This window comes from Maritalea mobilis (assembly GCF_004363175.1).
Lineage (GTDB): Bacteria > Pseudomonadota > Alphaproteobacteria > Rhizobiales > Devosiaceae > Maritalea > Maritalea mobilis.
In genome coordinates this window covers 1,414,150-1,431,791 of sequence record NZ_SNYR01000001.1, presented here as the reverse complement: position 1 = coordinate 1,431,791, position 17,642 = coordinate 1,414,150, and the positions used below count along the sequence as shown (strand labels likewise).

Annotated in this window: 21 protein-coding genes and 1 other RNA gene; 16 read left to right on the top strand and 6 right to left on the bottom strand. The window is 50.3% G+C overall.

Going from position 1 to position 17,642, the window contains the following annotated elements; all coding sequences use genetic code 11:
• Position 1: 1 nt before the first annotated feature.
• The 5 genes from ATL17_RS06865 to tkt form a co-directional block, all read right to left on the bottom strand.
• Positions 2 to 448: a hypothetical protein gene (locus tag ATL17_RS06865; protein WP_133572000.1), complete on the bottom strand. Its 447-nt coding sequence runs from the start codon at positions 446 to 448 to the stop codon at positions 2 to 4.
• Between the two features lie 164 nt (positions 449 to 612).
• A complete protein-coding gene (locus ATL17_RS06860) occupies positions 613 to 1,605 on the bottom strand; it encodes an NAD(P)-dependent alcohol dehydrogenase (protein WP_133571999.1) in 993 nt (330 codons plus the stop codon).
• Between the two features lie 115 nt (positions 1,606 to 1,720).
• The gene (locus tag ATL17_RS06855; RefSeq protein WP_133571998.1) at positions 1,721 to 2,920 is read right to left on the bottom strand and encodes a phosphoglycerate kinase; all 1,200 of its coding nucleotides are present in this window, start codon (positions 2,918 to 2,920) and stop codon (positions 1,721 to 1,723) included.
• Between the two features lie 98 nt (positions 2,921 to 3,018).
• Entirely contained in the window at positions 3,019 to 4,026 is a 1,008-nt protein-coding gene (gap, locus tag ATL17_RS06850) for a type I glyceraldehyde-3-phosphate dehydrogenase (RefSeq protein WP_133571997.1), read from the bottom strand.
• A gap of 41 nt (positions 4,027 to 4,067) precedes the next feature.
• The gene (tkt, locus tag ATL17_RS06845; protein WP_133571996.1) at positions 4,068 to 6,047 is read right to left on the bottom strand and encodes a transketolase; all 1,980 of its coding nucleotides are present in this window, start codon (positions 6,045 to 6,047) and stop codon (positions 4,068 to 4,070) included.
• Positions 6,048 to 6,265: 218 nt separating this feature from the next.
• Here tkt and ATL17_RS06840 point away from each other — a divergent pair, with 218 nt between their 5' ends.
• From ATL17_RS06840 to ATL17_RS06820, 5 genes are all read left to right on the top strand, one after another.
• The gene (locus ATL17_RS06840) at positions 6,266 to 6,553 is read left to right on the top strand and encodes a DUF4164 family protein (protein WP_133571995.1); all 288 of its coding nucleotides are present in this window, start codon (positions 6,266 to 6,268) and stop codon (positions 6,551 to 6,553) included.
• A gap of 13 nt (positions 6,554 to 6,566) precedes the next feature.
• Entirely contained in the window at positions 6,567 to 6,947 is a 381-nt protein-coding gene (locus ATL17_RS06835; RefSeq protein ID WP_133571994.1) for a cell division protein ZapA, read from the top strand.
• A 43-nt stretch (positions 6,948 to 6,990) separates the two neighbouring features.
• A non-coding RNA gene (gene ssrS, locus ATL17_RS06830) (6S RNA) lies at positions 6,991 to 7,149 on the top strand.
• On the top strand, positions 7,146 to 7,763 hold the full coding sequence (locus ATL17_RS06825; RefSeq protein WP_133571993.1) for a 5-formyltetrahydrofolate cyclo-ligase: 618 nt from the start codon (positions 7,146 to 7,148) through the stop codon (positions 7,761 to 7,763). The genes ssrS and ATL17_RS06825 overlap by 4 nt, the downstream gene beginning before the upstream one ends.
• A 21-nt stretch (positions 7,764 to 7,784) precedes the next feature.
• Positions 7,785 to 8,603, top strand: coding sequence for a TIGR00282 family metallophosphoesterase (locus ATL17_RS06820; RefSeq protein ID WP_133571992.1), 819 nt, complete (start codon positions 7,785 to 7,787; stop codon positions 8,601 to 8,603).
• Here the strand turns inward: ATL17_RS06820 and ATL17_RS06815 are convergent.
• Positions 8,600 to 9,166 carry a TetR/AcrR family transcriptional regulator gene (locus ATL17_RS06815; protein ID WP_133571991.1) on the bottom strand — a complete coding sequence of 189 codons (567 nt, stop codon included), beginning with the start codon at positions 9,164 to 9,166 and terminating at the stop codon, positions 8,600 to 8,602. The two genes, ATL17_RS06820 and ATL17_RS06815, sit on opposite strands and share 4 nt — an antisense overlap.
• Positions 9,167 to 9,258: 92 nt before the next feature.
• Between ATL17_RS06815 and ATL17_RS06810 the strand changes: the two genes are divergently transcribed.
• From ATL17_RS06810 to ATL17_RS06765, 11 genes are all read left to right on the top strand, one after another.
• Positions 9,259 to 10,332, top strand: coding sequence for an NAD-dependent epimerase/dehydratase family protein (locus ATL17_RS06810; protein ID WP_133571990.1), 1,074 nt, complete (start codon positions 9,259 to 9,261; stop codon positions 10,330 to 10,332).
• Positions 10,333 to 10,368: 36 nt separating this feature from the next.
• Positions 10,369 to 11,157: a CPBP family intramembrane glutamic endopeptidase gene (locus ATL17_RS06805; protein WP_166638919.1), complete on the top strand. Its 789-nt coding sequence runs from the start codon at positions 10,369 to 10,371 to the stop codon at positions 11,155 to 11,157.
• Positions 11,158 to 11,238: 81 nt separating this feature from the next.
• Positions 11,239 to 11,985, top strand: coding sequence for a YebC/PmpR family DNA-binding transcriptional regulator (locus tag ATL17_RS06800; RefSeq protein WP_133571988.1), 747 nt, complete (start codon positions 11,239 to 11,241; stop codon positions 11,983 to 11,985).
• A gap of 26 nt (positions 11,986 to 12,011) precedes the next feature.
• Positions 12,012 to 12,416 (top strand): DUF2946 family protein, encoded by a 405-nt coding sequence (locus ATL17_RS16880; RefSeq protein ID WP_166638918.1) that lies wholly within the window; start codon positions 12,012 to 12,014, stop codon positions 12,414 to 12,416.
• A gap of 40 nt (positions 12,417 to 12,456) precedes the next feature.
• On the top strand, positions 12,457 to 13,446 hold the full coding sequence (locus ATL17_RS06795) for a copper chaperone PCu(A)C domain-containing protein (RefSeq protein WP_166638917.1): 990 nt from the start codon (positions 12,457 to 12,459) through the stop codon (positions 13,444 to 13,446).
• 120 nt (positions 13,447 to 13,566) lie between these two features.
• Positions 13,567 to 14,076, top strand: coding sequence for a crossover junction endodeoxyribonuclease RuvC (gene ruvC, locus ATL17_RS06790; protein ID WP_133571986.1), 510 nt, complete (start codon positions 13,567 to 13,569; stop codon positions 14,074 to 14,076).
• Positions 14,073 to 14,690 (top strand): Holliday junction branch migration protein RuvA, encoded by a 618-nt coding sequence (gene ruvA, locus ATL17_RS06785; RefSeq protein ID WP_133571985.1) that lies wholly within the window; start codon positions 14,073 to 14,075, stop codon positions 14,688 to 14,690. The genes ruvC and ruvA overlap by 4 nt, the downstream gene beginning before the upstream one ends.
• 1 nt (position 14,691) lies before the next feature.
• Complete coding sequence (locus tag ATL17_RS06780) at positions 14,692 to 15,210, top strand: hypothetical protein (RefSeq protein WP_133571984.1); 519 nt, start codon at positions 14,692 to 14,694, stop codon at positions 15,208 to 15,210.
• Positions 15,211 to 15,212: 2 nt separating this feature from the next.
• Complete coding sequence (gene ruvB / locus ATL17_RS06775; protein WP_133571983.1) at positions 15,213 to 16,256, top strand: Holliday junction branch migration DNA helicase RuvB; 1,044 nt, start codon at positions 15,213 to 15,215, stop codon at positions 16,254 to 16,256.
• Positions 16,257 to 16,324: 68 nt separating this feature from the next.
• A complete protein-coding gene (locus tag ATL17_RS06770; protein ID WP_133571982.1) occupies positions 16,325 to 17,137 on the top strand; it encodes a metallophosphoesterase in 813 nt (270 codons plus the stop codon).
• 13 nt (positions 17,138 to 17,150) lie between these two features.
• On the top strand, positions 17,151 to 17,639 hold the full coding sequence (locus ATL17_RS06765) for an NUDIX hydrolase (RefSeq protein ID WP_133571981.1): 489 nt from the start codon (positions 17,151 to 17,153) through the stop codon (positions 17,637 to 17,639).
• Positions 17,640 to 17,642 lie beyond the last annotated feature (3 nt).

Below are 17,642 nucleotides of genomic sequence, written 5' to 3'. Positions count from 1 at the left end.
ATTAAAAACCCCGGCGATAAAGAACGAGACGTGTTGAGCCTTCAATAAGGCTAGAGATGAACATGGCATAGATAAAGCCAAGCAAAATGAATTGCATAGGCGCGCCGAGGGCAAGCCAGATCATGCCGCCGACAAAGAAAATTGAGAAGGTGATGAAGCCTACTTTCATGCCGATTAGGTCAATTAGTTTGTCACGTTCATCAGCGGCGTCAAATTCAGTTTCCTGCGTGATGATGGCGTTTACGATGCTCACCAAAATGCTCACAATGATGGTGACGATGATTGAGCCGCCGATCAATTTAATGGCGCTCCAGCCGATCTGAATGCCCGCATCTGCACCGTTTAAAAGACCAGCTTCAAACTGGCCGTACATGTGAAAGCTATATACCGCCATCACAACAATTCCGGTGATCAAATAGGTTACAATGTTGCGTTCTTGATAAGACATTTACGTGTCCTTGATGTCACTAAATTTATACATGTTGTCATGTTTCTTGGACTACATGTATTAAATTTCATACATAATGTCAAATATATTTGACATAAAGACGTAAATTTTTGACGCAATTTTGGCGCGCTCAAGAAGATATGATTTTATTTCAATGAGTTATGTTAGGCTTGTGTCGTCGAATTTTCTGCATTTTCGGGGAGCATATGGACCACATGCTTGCCTTTAGCCAGGTAATTGGCTTGTGCATCGACCGCGGACTTTAGTTTTTCAAAGGGGAAAACTTCCTCGATAAAGCAGCGGATTTTCTTGTCTCGCACCATTTCAGCAAGGGTGAGCATATCCTCTGGATTGTTTTCCCACATGAGGATTTTAACAATTTTGCCATCTTCTCTTGTTTTCCGGCCAGCCAAAAACAGACGCAACAGATTGAGAGGTTTGCCGCCCACCACGATATATTTTCCGCGGGATTTGAGGGAACGTAAGCATTGAGCGGGGCTGCGTTGTGCCACAAGTTCAATCACAATATCGAACTTTTGCGAAAGGCGAGTGAAGTTCACCTGCTTATAGTCATAAACATGGTCCGCGCCAAAAATGGTCATGGCTTCCTGCTTTTCAGCATTGTCGACCGCGTGCACGGTTGCGCCATAATATTTGGCCAATTGGATGGCGAACATGCCTGTGCCGCTGCCGCCGCCATTGATCAAGACGTGCATGCAAGGCTGCACATCTGCGGTTCGCAGCGCCTGCAAAGCCAATAGACCAGCTTGAGGGATTGTTGCCGCTTCGGCAAAGCTGATGTTGTCCGGCATTTTTGCAAAATGGTGAGCTTTACCCGTGGTATATTCTGCGAAGGCGCCCCATCCGCTCTGGGAGAGATCGCCGAATACGCGGTCGCCGATGGCGAAGTTTTTAACATCATCGCCAATTGCCGTGACGATGCCAGCGACATCGCCGCCCAAAATGCGGTCTGCTGGCGCACGCAGCCCCTCAAAGCGGGTGAGAACATGGCCGCGTAATTTGTCCCAATCCCAACTGTTCAGCGACGTTGCGTGCAAGTGAATAAGAAGTTCGTCTGCCTTGGGGCGAGGTTGTTCGACTTCTTGAAGTTGGAGTGTTTCGGCAGCGCCGTAATTATCGCAAGTATAGGCTTTCATGCTGCCCTCTTAAACATATTAGCTCAATAACATGTGCATGAATTATGGCTGGATCAAGCCCGTTTTGTTGAATCCTTGGTAGAATCAAAAAGCCCCGCAGGGCGGGGCTTTAAATTTATGCTTTCAATGCTTCAACACCGGGAAGGGGTTTGCCTTCCATCCATTCAAGGAACGCGCCGCCAGCGGTTGAAACATAAGTGAAATCATGCACCACTCCGGCTTTTGCCAAAGCGGCCACTGTGTCACCGCCACCTGCAACGGACACCAATTTACCTTGCTTGGTGCGTTCTGCCACATAGCGGGCAACCTCGATTGTCGCGTGGCCAAATGGATCTAATTCAAAAGCGCCCAATGGGCCGTTCCAGATCACTGTTTTAGCTTCATCGATGGCACCTTTGATGCGCTCGATGGACTTTTCGCCAGCATCCAAAATCATGCCTTCTTTGTCCATCGCCTCAAGACCATAAGTGCGGTGAGGGGCGTTGGCTTCAAAGTGCCAGGCCACAACGCCATCCACTGGCAAGATGATGGCGCAATTTTCATCGGCCGACTTGTCATAGATGCGGCGTGCTGTGTCAGCGAGGTCTTTTTCGCAGAGAGATTTACCCACATCTACACCTTCAGCGTGCAGGAAAGTGTTGGCCATGCCGCCACCGATCACCAAACCTTCAACCTTGGTCAGTAGATTTTCAAGCAAGTCGAGCTTGGTTGAAACTTTGGCACCGCCCACAATGGCCACAACTGGTGTTTTCGGATTGCCCAAACCGGCTTCAAGCGCAGAAAGCTCAGCTTCCATGGCGCGGCCGGCGCCAGATGGCAATTCGCGCGCAAGCGCTTCGGTGGATGCGTGCGCGCGGTGGGCCGCTGAGAACGCATCATTTAGATAAATGTCACCAAGGCTGGCCATGCGCTTTGCCAATTCAACATCATTGGCTTCTTCACCTGCATGGAAGCGTGTGTTCTCCATCACAAAGATGGTGCCTACGGCGCCATTGGCGATTTGTTCTTTGGCGGCGCTAACATCGTTCCAATCAGTATCTACAAATTCAACAGGCTGACCGAATGCTTTTTGAATTGCAGGCACGACGATGGCCAAAGACATGTCTTTATTGACCTGGCCCTTCGGGCGGCCAAAGTGAGAGAGCAAAATCGGCTTGCCGCCTTGCTCCACAATATGAGACATGGTTGGGGCAAGGCGCTCAATGCGGGTTGCGTCCGTTACAGTGCCATTGGCAACTGGTACGTTCAGATCAACACGCACCAACACATTTTTGCCGTTGAAGTCGAAATCTTCGAGTTTTTTAAAATCGGTCATTTTGTTTCCCATTGAAAAAGGGTCAAATCACTTCTGATTGTAGCTAAAAAGAAGGGGCCCCAAAAGAGCCCCTCCAAAATAAGCAATGCTTGTAATGATTAGATGGTTTTCGCAATTACCACTGCCATGTCTGACATGCGGTTTGAGAAGCCCCATTCATTGTCATACCAGCTCATCACAGACACCAGATTGCCATCCATCACTTTGGTCTGTTGTGACGCAAAGTTTGATGAGTGTGGGTCGTGGTTGAAGTCGATTGAAACTTTTGATTCTGGATCAAAGTCCAACACGCCTTTCAATTCGCCTTGAGCTGCAGCTTTAACGATGTCGTTGATTTCTTCTGCGGTGGTGTCGCGTGACGCCAAGAATTTCAAATCAACAACAGATACGTTTGGTGTTGGTACACGAACGGACATGCCGTCCAACTTGCCGTTCAATTCAGGCAATACAAGGCCAACAGCTTTCGCTGCGCCTGTTGATGTTGGGATCATGGACATTGCGGCTGCACGGGCGCGATATAGATCTTTGTGCATTGTGTCCAATGTTGGCTGGTCGCCAGTGTAAGAGTGGATCGTGGTCATCATGCCTTTTTCGATGCCCACTTTTTCGTGCAACACTTTGGCCAAAGGCGCCAAGCAGTTGGTGGTGCATGAAGCGTTTGAGATCACTTTGTGGTCCGCTGTGATTTGGTCGTGGTTCACGCCATAAACAGCTGTGATGTCTGCATCTGCGCCAGGTGCGGAAATCAATACGCGTTTTGCGCCAGCTTCCAAGTGCATCGCTGCCTTATCACGAGCAGTGAAAATGCCAGTACATTCCATCGCGATGTCGATGTTCAACTCGCCCCAAGGCAATTCTTTTGGATCACGGATCGCATAAACTTTCATTGGGCCACGGCCAACGTCGATTGTGTCGCCATCCACTTTAACTTCGCCAGGGAATTTGCCGTGCACGCTGTCATAGCGGATCAAGTGGGCGTTGGTTTCAACTGGACCCAAATCGTTGATTGCCACAACTTCAATGTCGGTGCGACCAGATTCGATGATTGCGCGCAACACATTGCGGCCAATGCGACCAAAACCGTTAATTGCTACCCGTACTGCCATTTTTGTTCTCCAAATGCGAGGGAAGGAAATTTTTGCGTAAACTAGAGTTGGGAAAGTGCGGCATCAACCACGACTTTGGCCGTAATACCAAAGTGTTCAAACAGTTGATCGCCAGGTGCACTTGCACCGAATGAATCCATGCCAACAAACTTGCCGGTAGGCCCCAAGAATTTCTGCCAGCTCATTTCAACACCAGCTTCAACTGCCACGCGGGCTTTGGCATTGCCAAAGATTTGCGCTTTGTAATCATCTGATTGTTGTTCAAACAACTCCATAGACGGCACAGATACAACACGCACGCTCACTTTTTGGCTTTCAAGCTGCTTTGCAGCGTCAATCGCCACAGAAACTTCTGAACCAGAGGCGAACAACACAACGTCTGCATCTTCATTGCCACGCAGCACATAAGCGCCTTTGGCACAGCGGTTTTCTGAAACGAACTCTGTGCGCAAAGCTGGCACACCCTGACGGGTCAATGCCAAGATTGATGGCTTGTCTTTTTGCTTCAGCGACAATTCCCAACATTCCAATGTCTCTGTGGCATCGGCTGGGCGGAACACTGAAAGATTTGGAATGCAGCGCAAGGCTGTCAAATGCTCAACAGGCTGGTGGGTTGGGCCATCTTCACCCAAGCCGATTGAATCGTGAGTCATCACGAATACAGAGCGAATACCCATCAAGGCCGCCAAGCGAATGGAAGGGCGGCAATAATCGGTGAACACCATGAAAGTGCCGCCGTATGGCATAAGGCCACCATGCAGAGCAATGCCGTTCATGGCCGCTGCCATGCCGTGTTCGCGAATGCCGTAATAAACATAATTGCCGGAGCGATCTTCAGCAGTGAAAATGCCTTGGCCACCAGATTTGGTGTTGTTTGAGCCGGTCAAATCGGCTGAGCCGCCAAACATTTCTGGCATTATGCCATTGATTACTTCGAGCGCTTTGTTGGACGCAACACGGGTTGCCCATTTTGGCTTTTCATCAGCAAGCTGATGTTTGAACTTTTTGATTTCAGCCGCAAAGCTTGAAGGCAATTCACCGCTGATGCGACGTTCAAATTCGCCGCGTGTGTCGGCGTCTTTTTCAGCCAAGCGATCTTCCCAAGCGGTGCGGTGCTTGGTTGAGCGGCAGCCTGCCAAACGCCAAGCGTCCAATACTTCTTCAGGAATTTCAAATGGAGGATAGTCCCAGCCAAGTGCAGCGCGTGCGCCAGCAATTTCGTCTTCGCCCAAAGGCGCGCCGTGTGCGGCAGAAGTGCCAGCTTTGGTTGGGGCGCCGAAGCCGATCACAGTTTTTGCTGCGATCATGGTCGGCTTGTCTGACTTCTGTGCTTCCAGAATTGCTTTTTCAACCGCATCTTCGTCGTGGCCATCAACTGCGATGGTGTTCCAGCCAGCAGCGCGGAAGCGTGCATGTTGGTCAGTTGAGTCAGACAAGGAGACTTTGCCATCAATGGTGATGTCGTTATCGTCCCAGATGACGATGAGCTTGTTGAGCTTAAGGTGACCAGCCAAGCCGATCGCTTCTTGGCTGATGCCTTCCATCAAGCACCCATCACCAGCGATCACATATGTGTAGTGATCCACAATGTCTTCGCCGAAGTCGGCTGCCATTTTGGCTTCGGCCATGGCCATGCCAACCGCATTTGAAATGCCTTGGCCAAGTGGGCCGGTTGTTGTTTCGATGCCAGTAGCGTGACCATATTCAGGGTGGCCAGCTGTTTTTGCCCCCAATTGACGGAAGTTTTTGATTTCTTCCATGGTCATATCTTCATAACCCAGCAGGTGCAGGGCAGAATAAAGCAGCATAGAGCCGTGACCAGCTGACAGCACAAAGCGATCCCGATCTGGCCAGTTTGGCGCTTTGGGGTCGAACTTCATGATTTTGGTGAACAAAACTGTTGCAATATCTGCGGCGCCCATTGGCATGCCAGGGTGGCCGATATTGGCCTTTTGAACCGCGTCCATTGAGAGTGCGCGAATTGCGTTGGCCATTGCGCTTGTTTTGGCTAGATCAGTCATTTAAATGCTGCCCCGATTAGATCTGTTGCTAAAGCAAGATATTTGTTGGCGCACTCATAGCAGGTACACCTTTTGAGTCAATTCCCCCAATTTCGCCAACTTTGTTGTACAAAGCTAGTCGAATATGGTCTTTTAGGTGAGCTTTTAGCTATACATCTATGAGAATCAAAATAAAGTTCGACATAGGTAGCCTTACCTATGCTGAGTGTGGATGAGTGATGGGCGAACAAAAATATTCGATTGATGACGCCAATCGACGGTTGGATGATGCGCTGGATCGTTTGGAACGGCTTGCACATCGTGCGCGGTCGAAGGTGATTGATGCCAGCAAGATTGAGCACCAGGTGCAAAATTTAGCGACCGACCGCTCGCGGTTGGCCAATGAGTTGGATCAAACCAAGGCCTATGCGAAGAAGGTTGAAAGCTCAGCGAAAGATGTTTCCGTGCGCATTATGCGTGCCATGGAAAAAGTACAGGTTGCCCTTAATGGGGAAAATGAAGCGTAGCGGACCCTAATATATGGCAGAAATTCAGGTGGAAATTGATGGGCGCAAATATCGCATGGCATGCGAAGATGGCCAGGAAGGCCATGTGCGTTCGCTGGCAGATCGCTTTTCTGGCTATGTTGAAGGCCTGAAGTCTGAATTTGGCCAAGTGGGTGATGTGCGGCTTACCGTAATGGCTGCGTTGACCGTTATGGACGATCTGAAAGCGCTGGAAGATGAGCTTAAAGACGCGAAAAGTGCGCTGGATCAGCTTTCAACCAAGTCAAACAAATTGATTGCGGACCGTGATCAATTGGAAGAGAATTTTGCCAATCAAGTGGTAATGATTGCGGAACGGGTGGAAACCCTTGCAAAACAGCTTGAATTGGATGCGGAGCAAGACGAGCAAAAATAGCTGCGATTTGGGCTTTTGTTTTTCGCTTAGCTTCACTATATCTAACCCGCTGCCCGGTTCGTGCCGGAAACTAGCATCCACGGGGCCTTACCGATCCTTTAGGGAGCTGTCACTGATTAGGCTCGTGGGCTTTTTCACACGGCGCCCACCTACTTTTGTAGGTTCCAGGATCAAGTTTTCCGACGGCCAGGGCGGCACTTGAATTTAAAGGTCATCCCGTTGAACGAGAAAACCCAAGAAGAACAGCAAGCGGTTGATGCACTGAAAGCCGATTTGCGCAAAGAGGCGCATGCTCGGCGTGCAGTCTTGTCGGCTTCTTTTAGAAAAGAGGCAGCGTTGGCGGCGGCAGAAACCTTTATCGCCGCTGTGCCTGTGCCATTTGAGCAAACCATTTCCATTTATTGGGCGATACGCGATGAATTGGATTGTAAGCCTTTGCTCACCCATTTTATGGATGACGGGCATCAAGTGTGCTTGCCTGTGGTTATGGGCGCTGATCAGCCGTTGGAAATGCGGTTATGGTCGCCAAGCGAGCCACTGATCCCAAGCGGATTTAACACGTTAGCGCCACCTGCTAGCGCTGCAAAAGTGATCCCTGATATTGTTGTAACGCCATTGTTAGGTTTTGACGCGGTGGGCACGCGGCTTGGATATGGAGGCGGATATTATGATCGCAGCCTTGCATATTGGCCGCAAAAGCCCTTATTGGTGGGCTACGCCTTTGGCGTGCAGGAGTTTGACCATTTACCGCGTGACACGCATGATGTGCCCTTGGATATGGTGGTTACAGAAAATGGAGTGAGGCGGTTCTCCTAACCGCACAGCAGGGCGCAATCTATGCGGATTTTGTTTTTAGGCGATGTGATGGGTCGCGCTGGGCGGCAGGCAGTAACTGATATGCTGCCTGATATTAAGCGCCGTTTTCAATTCGATTTTGTGATCGTGAATGGGGAAAACGCTTCCCATGGCCGCGGGCTGACCGAAAAGCATTTTGAATGTCTGTTGGAGGCTGGTGCGGATATGGTCACGCTAGGGGACCATGCCTTTGATCAGCGCGAGACATATGGGGTAATTGCCCGCGATAATCGGTTGCTGCGCCCAATTAATATGAGCGATGCAGCTCCGGGGCGTGGCGCCATGCTTTATGACGCGCCAAGTGGGCAACGCGTGTTGGTGATTAACGCGCTCGGCCGGGTGTTTATGAACCCGATTGATGATCCATTTTTCGCGGTTGAAAAAGCGATTGCCGACTGCCCGCTGGGTGAAGTGGCCGATGCGGTGATTGTTGATTTCCATGCAGAAGCCACATCTGAGATGCAGGCTATGGGACAGTTTTTGGATGGACGAGCGAGCCTGGTGGTGGGTACGCATACGCACATCCCGACGGCAGATCATCGGGTGCTAAAAGGCGGCACAGGCTTGATGAGCGATGCGGGCATGTGCGGCGATTATGACAGCGTGATCGGCATGGATGCAGAGGAACCGGTAAACCGTTTTCTTACAGGCATGACGCGTGAGCGGTTTACCCCCGCTGAAGGCAGCCCCAGCCTATGTGGCGTTGCCATTGAGACTGACAATAGCACGGGCCTTTGTGCATCTATTCAACCCTTACGGATTGGCGGGTCAATCGGGCAGGCTTTGCCTGACTTTGATTAGGATGCGTCCACTAAATCTTGCAAAGTTTTGGCCAACAACCGGGTCATATCTTCAGCATTATTGGTGCTGATTGTTTTCACATTTACAATGCGATTGAGCAAATCATAGCCCGTGAGCTGGGTGACGATTAGGCTTGCCCGTTCATAGGCAGCTTTTCCCTTGAGCCTTGCAGCCAAAGGCTTGATAATTTGCTCTTCCACTGTTTGACGCAAAAGTGGAATGGCTTCTTTGCTGGTGGAGGCACGCAAAAGGGCGATCACTGGGTCAAATTGTTTTTCGCCAGACTTTGCGGCGAACATTTCAGCTATGCGCTGGCCGAAATTGTCCATCTCCTCTTCAAGCATAAAGTCGATATTGAGCTTTGGCAGGATGGCGGTTTTGAACAAGCCTTCCTTCGAACCGAAATAGCGGCTGATCAGAGCAACATTTACATTGGCCCGATCGGCGATCTCGCGCGTACCTGCTGCATCATAGCCTTTTTCGAAAAAGACCTGACAGGCAGCATCTAAAATCGCTTGTTGAGTTTTTTCCGCGTTGCGGCGCTTTGGCGTAGGATGAGGCATTTAAGTAATCAGTTGTTGACTTATTTGAAATCATGATTAAGTATACAGTTGATTACAAGTTTGACCAGAGGCAATGCCCAATGGAGGATGAAATGTCCCAACCTACTCCCGATTATTCTTCAAAAGCGCCTGTTTTGGTGACCGGTGCCACTGGCTATTTGGCTGGGTGGATCGTGAAACGCTTGCTGGAGGAAGGGAAAACAGTTCACGCGGCGGTGCGTGACCCCAGCAATAAGCAAAAGATTGCGCATTTAGATGAGATGGCAGCTGAACTGCCGGGGGAAATCAAATATTTCAAAGCGGATTTGCTTGACGAGGGCAGCTTTGATGAGGCTATGGCTGGTTGCGAGGTGGTGATGCACACGGCATCCCCCTTTACCTCAAACATCACTGACCCGCAGCGGGATTTGGTCGACCCGGCGGTGAAAGGCACAAGAAATGTACTGCAATCTGCCAATCGCACAGACAGCGTGAAACGTGTGGTGGTGACCAGTTCTTGCGCCGCCATTTATGGTGATGCGGTCGATGTGTCGAGATCGCCGGGCCATGTTTTGACCGAGGAAGATTGGAACACCACTTCTCGGCTGGACCACCAAGCCTATGCCTATTCTAAGGTAGAGGCAGAGAAAGCCGCTTGGGAGAAGGCTAAGGCACAGGACCGCTGGAAATTGGTGACCATTAATCCGTCACTTATTTTGGGGTCAGGCACCGCTAAAACCCAAACCTCAGAGAGCTTTAATCTTGTGAAGCAGGCTGGCGATGGCACCTTTAAAATGGGTGTGCCGAAGATGGAGATCGGCATGGTGGATGTGCGCGATGTCGCTGAGGCGCATTTGCGTGCGGGCTATATTGAGGCTGCTGAAGGGCGTCACATTGTGTCAAATGACACGCATGACTTTCTTTATATTTGTGAGGTGTTGCGCCAGAAATATGGCGATAAATATCCGTTTGCCAAAGGCTATTTGCCCAAATGGCTGGTGTGGTTGATTGGTCCGGTTGCCAATAAGGCGCTGACGCGGGAAATGGTGGCGAAAAATGTGGACCATCCATGGGCCGCCGACAATACAAAATCTAAGCGTGAACTTGGGTTGACCTATCATCCGGTTGAGCCTGCGATTGAGGCGATGTTCCAGCAAGTTCTGGATGCGGGACTTGTCAAAAAATAACTAATGTGCTGCCCTTCCTCCACGGGGGAAGGGCAAATGGCACAGATTTCGACATTTCTGATCATCACATGGGCTTGGAGCTGGGGGCTCTGGTGGCCATATGTGGTTTATTTGCGCAGTGGGTCTTTGCCGTTTGGGCTAGGACCTTTTTTTGAAACGGCCCATCAATGGGCGGCATGGGGGCCATTCGTTGCCGCTTTGGCAACAGCCATTCTTTTTCATGGCGTTGGGGGCCTGAAATCGCTTTTGATGCGTGGCGTCCAAGTGAAATTTGCTGCCAAATATTACCTGCTGATCTTTTTGCTTTTCCCGCTATTGATCGGTGGTGCGTATGCGCTGGCGCTTTTTCTCGGTCAAGAAATCGCTTTGGGTGAGGCATGGAATGCGCCGCAGATTTTGCCGATTGCTTTCTTATTTATCTTTTTCTTAGGTGGCCCCTTGCAGGAAGAATTTGGCTGGCGCGGCACCATGTTGCCGATTTTGTTGGAGAAAATTGGTCTTACACTCTCAAGTCTTTGCATCGGCCTTGTTTGGGGTATTTGGCACTTGCCCTTGTTTTTTATGCCGGCGCAAAGCTTTTATTATGAGCGTCCAATTTGGGGGTTGGTTCTCTCTACGACACTGATCTCATTTATGTTTACGTGGCTTTATAAACGGACAAATGGTTCTATTTGGGCCATGCTGCTGCTCCACACCATGTTTAACTTCACGCACTATATGTTTCCGACCTTGGAAAATGACGTGGCAGCAACGCTTTTATGGCCATTGCAGTTTCTTGTTGTGGCGTACATTATTTGGGATTGGCATCAAGAGCGCGAAAATTGAAACGGGAGACTTTATTTTCCCTGCGTCACGCCATATAAGAAGCCAAATTCATCATGTCGTTATAAAGGATGTCCGTAAACCATGGCAGGCCATTCCAAGTTTAAAAACATCATGCACCGCAAGGGCCGTCAGGATAAGGCGCGCTCTAAGCAGTTTTCTAAACTTTCCAAAGAGATCACCGTAGCTGCGAAAAGCGGCATGCCGGACCCGGATATGAACCCGCGTTTGCGCTTGGCCGTTAACAACGCCAAATCTCAATCCATGCCGAAAGACAATATTGAGCGTGCGATTAAGAAGGCGACTGGTGGCGATGCGGAAACTTATGATGAAATCCGCTATGAGGGTTATGGCCCGGGTGGCGTGGCGATCATCGTTGAAGCATTGACGGACAACCGCAACCGTTCAGCAGCAAATGTGCGCGCTATTTTCTCAAAAAATGGTGGTGCGTTGGGCGAAACTGGCTCAGTTGGCTTTATGTTCGACCGTGTGGGCGAAATCACTTATCCGGCCGAAGTTGGCGATGCAGATAAGGTGATGGAAGCGGCCATCGAAGCGGGCGCGGAAGATGTGGAATCAAGCGAAGATGGCCACATCATTTATTGCGTTTTCGAAGATATGAACGAAGTGTCCTCTGCGCTTGAGGCCAGCTTGGGTGAGCCAAAATCTGTAAACCCTATCTGGAAGCCGCAAAACCTAACGCCAGTGGATGCGGAAAAGGGTGCGACATTATTTAAGTTGATGGACGCGCTAGAAGATGATGATGATGTGCAGAACGTATATGTCAATTACGACATGTCTGATGAAGATATGGCGAAATTGTCGGAATAGCTGACACATCAACATAAGGGCGAACAATGTTTCGTCGGTTTTTGAAAATAGCCAAGGAACTGCTGCCGCGCTTTGATCGACAAGAGCGCGGCGTGGCCTTGGCTATTTTTTTGGTGGTCCAGGCCCTTTTGCCCAGCTATGCCGCTGCGCTTTCCGCCGCAAATCCTGAAGATCGGATCATCATTTGTTCAGCCCATGGGCTGATCGAGCTTGATCGCAACACCCATCAACCCGCAACTGTGCAAGCAGATGATGGGCTTTGCGTGTTGGCACAAATGGCTGGCTTTGCGGTTGCCTCTGCTCCAGAGGTTGGCCAGAACAGTTTGCTCGCTGAAGCAATTGTGCTGCCCAAATTGGGATATGACATTCCCGATGTTACGCGGTTGGATTTGTTTGAGCCGCAGTCTCAAAGGGCGCCGCCTCTCGTTTGATTTGAACTTTCTTCTTTCAATTCAAATTAACGAGACCAAAATGACTAATACATCTAAATCAATCGCAGCCTTGAGTGCTGCAGTATTCACACTTGCCGTTTTAACTGGCGGTGCGTTCGCTCATGCAACTTTAGAAACACCTGTGGCTCAAGCCGATAGCTATTATAAAGCTGTGGTGCGTGTGCCACATGGGTGCGATGGCAAGGCTACCGATAAGCTGGTGGTTGAGGTGCCTGAAGGCTTCTATAATGTGAAGCCCATGGCCCATCACGGGTTTAAAATGAGCGTTGAGCAAGGGGCGTATGAACAAACCTTCACCGCACATGGCAAAGAATATAATGCAGGCGTGAAGCGCGTGATTTGGGAAGGCGGCGCAGTTGAAGATTGGGCCTATGACGAATTTGTCATGCGCGGCAAACTTGCCCACGTAGAAGCTGGCGATACGCTATATTTCAAAGCCACTCAATATTGTGGTGACGATGCCAGCGTGGCGTGGGACCAAATTCCAGCTTCTGCCGATGATCACCCTGCGCATCCGGCACTTGCGCTTAAAATTGCAGATAGCGGATCAGATGATCAAGCTCATGCTGGCCACGATATGTCTAAAGACAAAATGGCTGAAGTGGTGATGGCTGGTGACATCAAAATTGAAAAAGCTTGGACCCGGGCCACGCCACAAGGTGCAAAAGCAGGTGGTGCATTTGTATTAGTCACAAACACTGGTGATGCGGCAGATCGTTTGATCGCGGCGAGCTCAGATGTGGCGGCAAAAGTTGAAATTCATGAAATGAGCATGAATGACGGCGTGATGAAAATGCAGCAGCTGGAAAAAGGGCTGGAGATCGCACCTGGCGAAACAGTTGAGCTGAAACCCGGCGGTTTCCATATCATGATGATGGGTTTGCACAAGGCGATTGCTGAGGGTGACTTAGTAACAATCAGCTTGGAGTTTGAAAAAGCAGGTGTTGTTGAAGTGATGTTCCCCGCAGCCCAATTGGGCGCTCCGACGATGGATCATTCAAACCACTAAATTGCGCAAATTGGCGTAATTAGCCCGTTCTGACTTGCGTACAGAACGAGAACATGTTCAAACTGAAACGGCGTACATATTGCATGTGCGCCGTTTTTTGATTCATCTTTTGGAGCTGCGGTGAGCGCGCATTCGATACGCATTTTGGGGTTGGACCCAGGGTTACGGCACACGGGCTGGGGCATTTTAGATGCCGATGGCAATCGATTGAAATTTGTCGCCTCTGGCACCATCAAGCCGCCCACTGACCAAGATTTGAGCCTGCGCCTGCTGGGGCTGCACGACGAAATTAAAAAATTGATTGAAGAATTTAGACCTGACGAAGCAGCGGTTGAGGAGACCTTTGTGAACGCAGGGGCCCGCTCAACCCTTTTGCTTGGGCAGGCGCGTGGCGTTTGTCTAGTCACGCCAGCATCTTGCGGGTTGCGTGTGGGAGAATATGCCGCCAACAAGGTGAAAAAATCTGTGGTGGGTGCTGGCCACGCGGATAAAAAACAAGTTCAAATGATGATTAAGGTGCTGATGCCAACCGCCAAGTTTAATGGCGCGGACGCGGCAGATGCATTGGCGATTGCTGTCGCGCATGCACATCATCGCCCTGCGTTAAATCGGAGAGAGGCAAGTCTATGATTGGCAAGTTAAAAGGCTTGGTGGAAAGCATCGCTGATGACAAGGCGCTTATTGATGTGAATGGCGTTTGTTATGAATGTCATTGTTCTGGCCGCACGCTCACTTCGATGCCGGCCAAAGGCGAAGCCGTTGCTTTGTTTATCGAAACTTATGTACGCGAAGATCAGCTCAAATTGTTCGGGTTTATCTCCGAAAGTGAAAAACAGTGGTTCTTGCTGTTGATGACCGTTCAGGGCGTTGGCGCAAAGGTGGCGCTTGCCATTTTGTCCACGCTTTCCGCATCGGAGCTTTCTTCTTCAATCGCGTTGCAAGACAAGGCCATGGTGGGCCGCGCACCCGGTGTCGGCCCAAAAGTGGCACAGCGGATCGTTTCAGAACTTAAAGGCAAAGCACCTGTTGGCGGCACCATCGATGCGGGCGTTCAAGGCTTGCAAGAAGCGATTGGCGAGGGTGTGGCGACTGGCAATGTGGCAGACGCCGTTTCTGCGCTCACCAATTTGGGCTATGCGCAAGCGCAAGCCAGCGCGGCAGTGGCGCGGATTATCGCAAAAGAAGGTGATGATCTCGAAACAGAAAAGCTCATTCGCTTGGGACTAAAGGAATTGAGCTCATAACATGACGGATGATGTGCAGGATAATGTAGCTGAAATGGGAAAACACCCACGCGCATTTGCATGGGTAAGCATGATTGGTGGCCCGGCGCTTGCAGCGTTTTTGTTGTTGATGTTGTTCAATGGAAGCGCATTGAGCCAATTGGTGAACGAACCAAGTTGGTATTATTTTTCCGCAGCTTTTTATCAACCTACACTTTTCGCCTTATTTCTCGGTGTTTGTGCGTTGCCTGTAAGCGGATTATTTTTATGGAGATTGATAAAAAAATTACCTTCGTTTGAGGCGTTTCCCCACCAATTCTTTGTTATGAACGCAACAATGGCTGGCGCAATTTTTGGATTTCTTTTCGCGATAGCGATCAATCTGGTATTTGAGGTGTTTTCGTCCAAGCCTGACCTTGCATCCATAAGGGGGGAAATGTTTATTTCAGTCGTAATCAGCACAATAATTGGTGCAATGTTGAGTTTTGTAGCTAGCCATATTTGCCTTGTAATTGGCCGACTGGCGAAATGGATAAACTAGATATGACTGATATTACTGACAGCACAGCCGGTCGCGACGGCGAACTTGATGTTAGCTTGCGGCCTTCCTTGTTCGACGACTTCGTTGGGCAGGAAAAAGCGCGTGAAAATTTGCAGGTTTTTATTGATGCGGCGAAAAAGCGCGGCACCGCGCTTGACCATGTGTTGTTTGTTGGCCCTCCCGGATTGGGCAAAACCACATTGGCGCAGATCGTGGCGAAAGAATTGGGCGTTGGTTTTCGCGCAACTTCGGGCCCGGTGATTTCAAAGGCGGGAGATTTGGCGGCATTGCTGACCAATCTGGAAGAGCGCGATGTGCTGTTTATTGACGAAATTCACCGCTTGAATCCGCAAGTTGAAGAAGTGCTTTATCCTGCGATGGAAGACTTCCAGCTTGATCTGATCATTGGTGAGGGGCCTGCTGCCCGCTCGGTACGGATTGATTTGGCGAAATTTACGCTGGTGGCGGCGACAACGCGGGCAGGGCTTTTGACCACGCCATTGCGTGATCGTTTTGGCATTCCGGTTCGGTTGCAGTTTTACACGCCGGAAGAGCTGGTGAAGATTGTGCGACGCGGCGCACGGCTGCTGGGTGTGGGCATGAGTGACGATGGCGCGATGGAAATTGCCCGGCGTTCGCGTGGTACGCCACGGATTGCTGGTCGGTTGCTGCGTCGGGTTGCTGACTTTGCCCAAGTAGATGATGTTGAAATCATCAACGCGGCGATTGCGGATAAAGCGTTGGGGCGCCTTGATGTGGATAGCCGCGGCTTGGATCAGTTGGATCGGCGTTATTTGGGCACAATCGCCACAAATTATGGTGGTGGGCCTGTGGGCATTGAAACCATTGCTGCCGCCTTATCTGAACCGCGTGATGCAATTGAGGAAATTGTGGAACCTTATTTGATCCAGCAGGGTTTTATTCAGCGCACACCGCGCGGTCGCATGCTCACGGCGCAAGCGTTTCAGCATCTCAATATGGGTGTGCCGCAAGGATTTATTGGCGTGCAGGCTAGCCTGTTTGAAGAAGAAAAAGACGCAGAATAGATTTCGCCCCATTGGCGCCTAACTTTTTGCAATGATGGGGCAGGTTCCCTCCGCAAGAAAGGCCCTCAATGGTTCGGCTGCATATCAAAAAAGATCGTATTAAGCCTGATAATTGGCCGATTGGCATGTCTTTGCGCATTGTCGCATTGGCGGATATTCACGCGTGCACTGCGTGGATGAATGTCCCACGTATCGATAAAATTGTAGCTCAGGCGAACGCGCTAAAGCCGGACATTGTGGTGCTGTTGGGTGATTATCTTTCCGGCATGCATTTGATGTTTAAAAGCCTGCCACATAATCATTGGGCCGAATCTTTGGCGCGGCTTGAGGCGTCCTTGGGCGTGCATGCTGTTCTTGGTAATCATGATTGGTGGGAAGATTTGCAGGCACAGGCGCGTCGTGGCGGACCGACAATGGCAGGCAATGCATTGGAAGAAGTTGGCATTCAACTTTACAGCAATGATGCGAAGCATTTTCGAAAGGATGGCTATGGCTTTTGGCTGGCAGGGCTGGAGAGTCAGCTTGCTTTGTTGGCCAATCGGCGCATTCCACGACGTGGCGTGGTGGGCCTTGATGATTTGGAGGGAACATTGGCGCAGGTGACTAATGACGACCCCGTTGTGTTGATGGCCCATGAGCCAGATATTTTTCCCGAAGTGCCGGAGCGTGTTTCACTCACCCTGAGCGGCCACACCCATGGTGGGCAGGTGCGGGTCCGCGGGCGGGCACCGGCCGTGCCGTCGCGCTATGGCAATCAATATGCTTATGGCCATGTGGTGGAAGAGGGACGCCATCTGCTTGTATCTGGTGGCCTTGGATATTCGGTTTTGCCATTGCGCTTTGGGGTGCCGCCTGAAATAAATCTGATTGAGCTGGGCTGATTTAGGGGTTCTCATGAGCAATTTGACATTTGATGAGGGCAATGAACGGGTCAATGTGCGTTGCGCAGGGATTATTCGCCACGAAAATCATGTGCTTGTTGTGCGCGAGGATGATGATGATTTTGTGTGTTTGCCGGGCGGTCGAGTACAGCGCGGCGAAAGCTCGCTAGACGCCATCCACCGCGAGATGGATGAAGAGCTTAATGCGCAGATTAAAACGCCGCAGCTGCGTTATGTGCTGGAGAATTTCTTTTGGCGCTATGGTAAGCGATTTCACGAATTTGCGTTTTATTATGAGGTTGAAAAACCTCAACATGTGCCGTTTCAGCCGGGTGTATGCATAACCGGTGAAGATGATGGCAAAACGTTGAGTTTTGAGTGGGTGCAAACTGGGCCAGATGCGTTGGCTACGATCAATTTGCATCCTATTTCAATGCGCACCCGCATTTTGGATTTGCCGCAAAGTTTCGTGCATGAATGTGTTGTGGATCCGGATTATTGATCC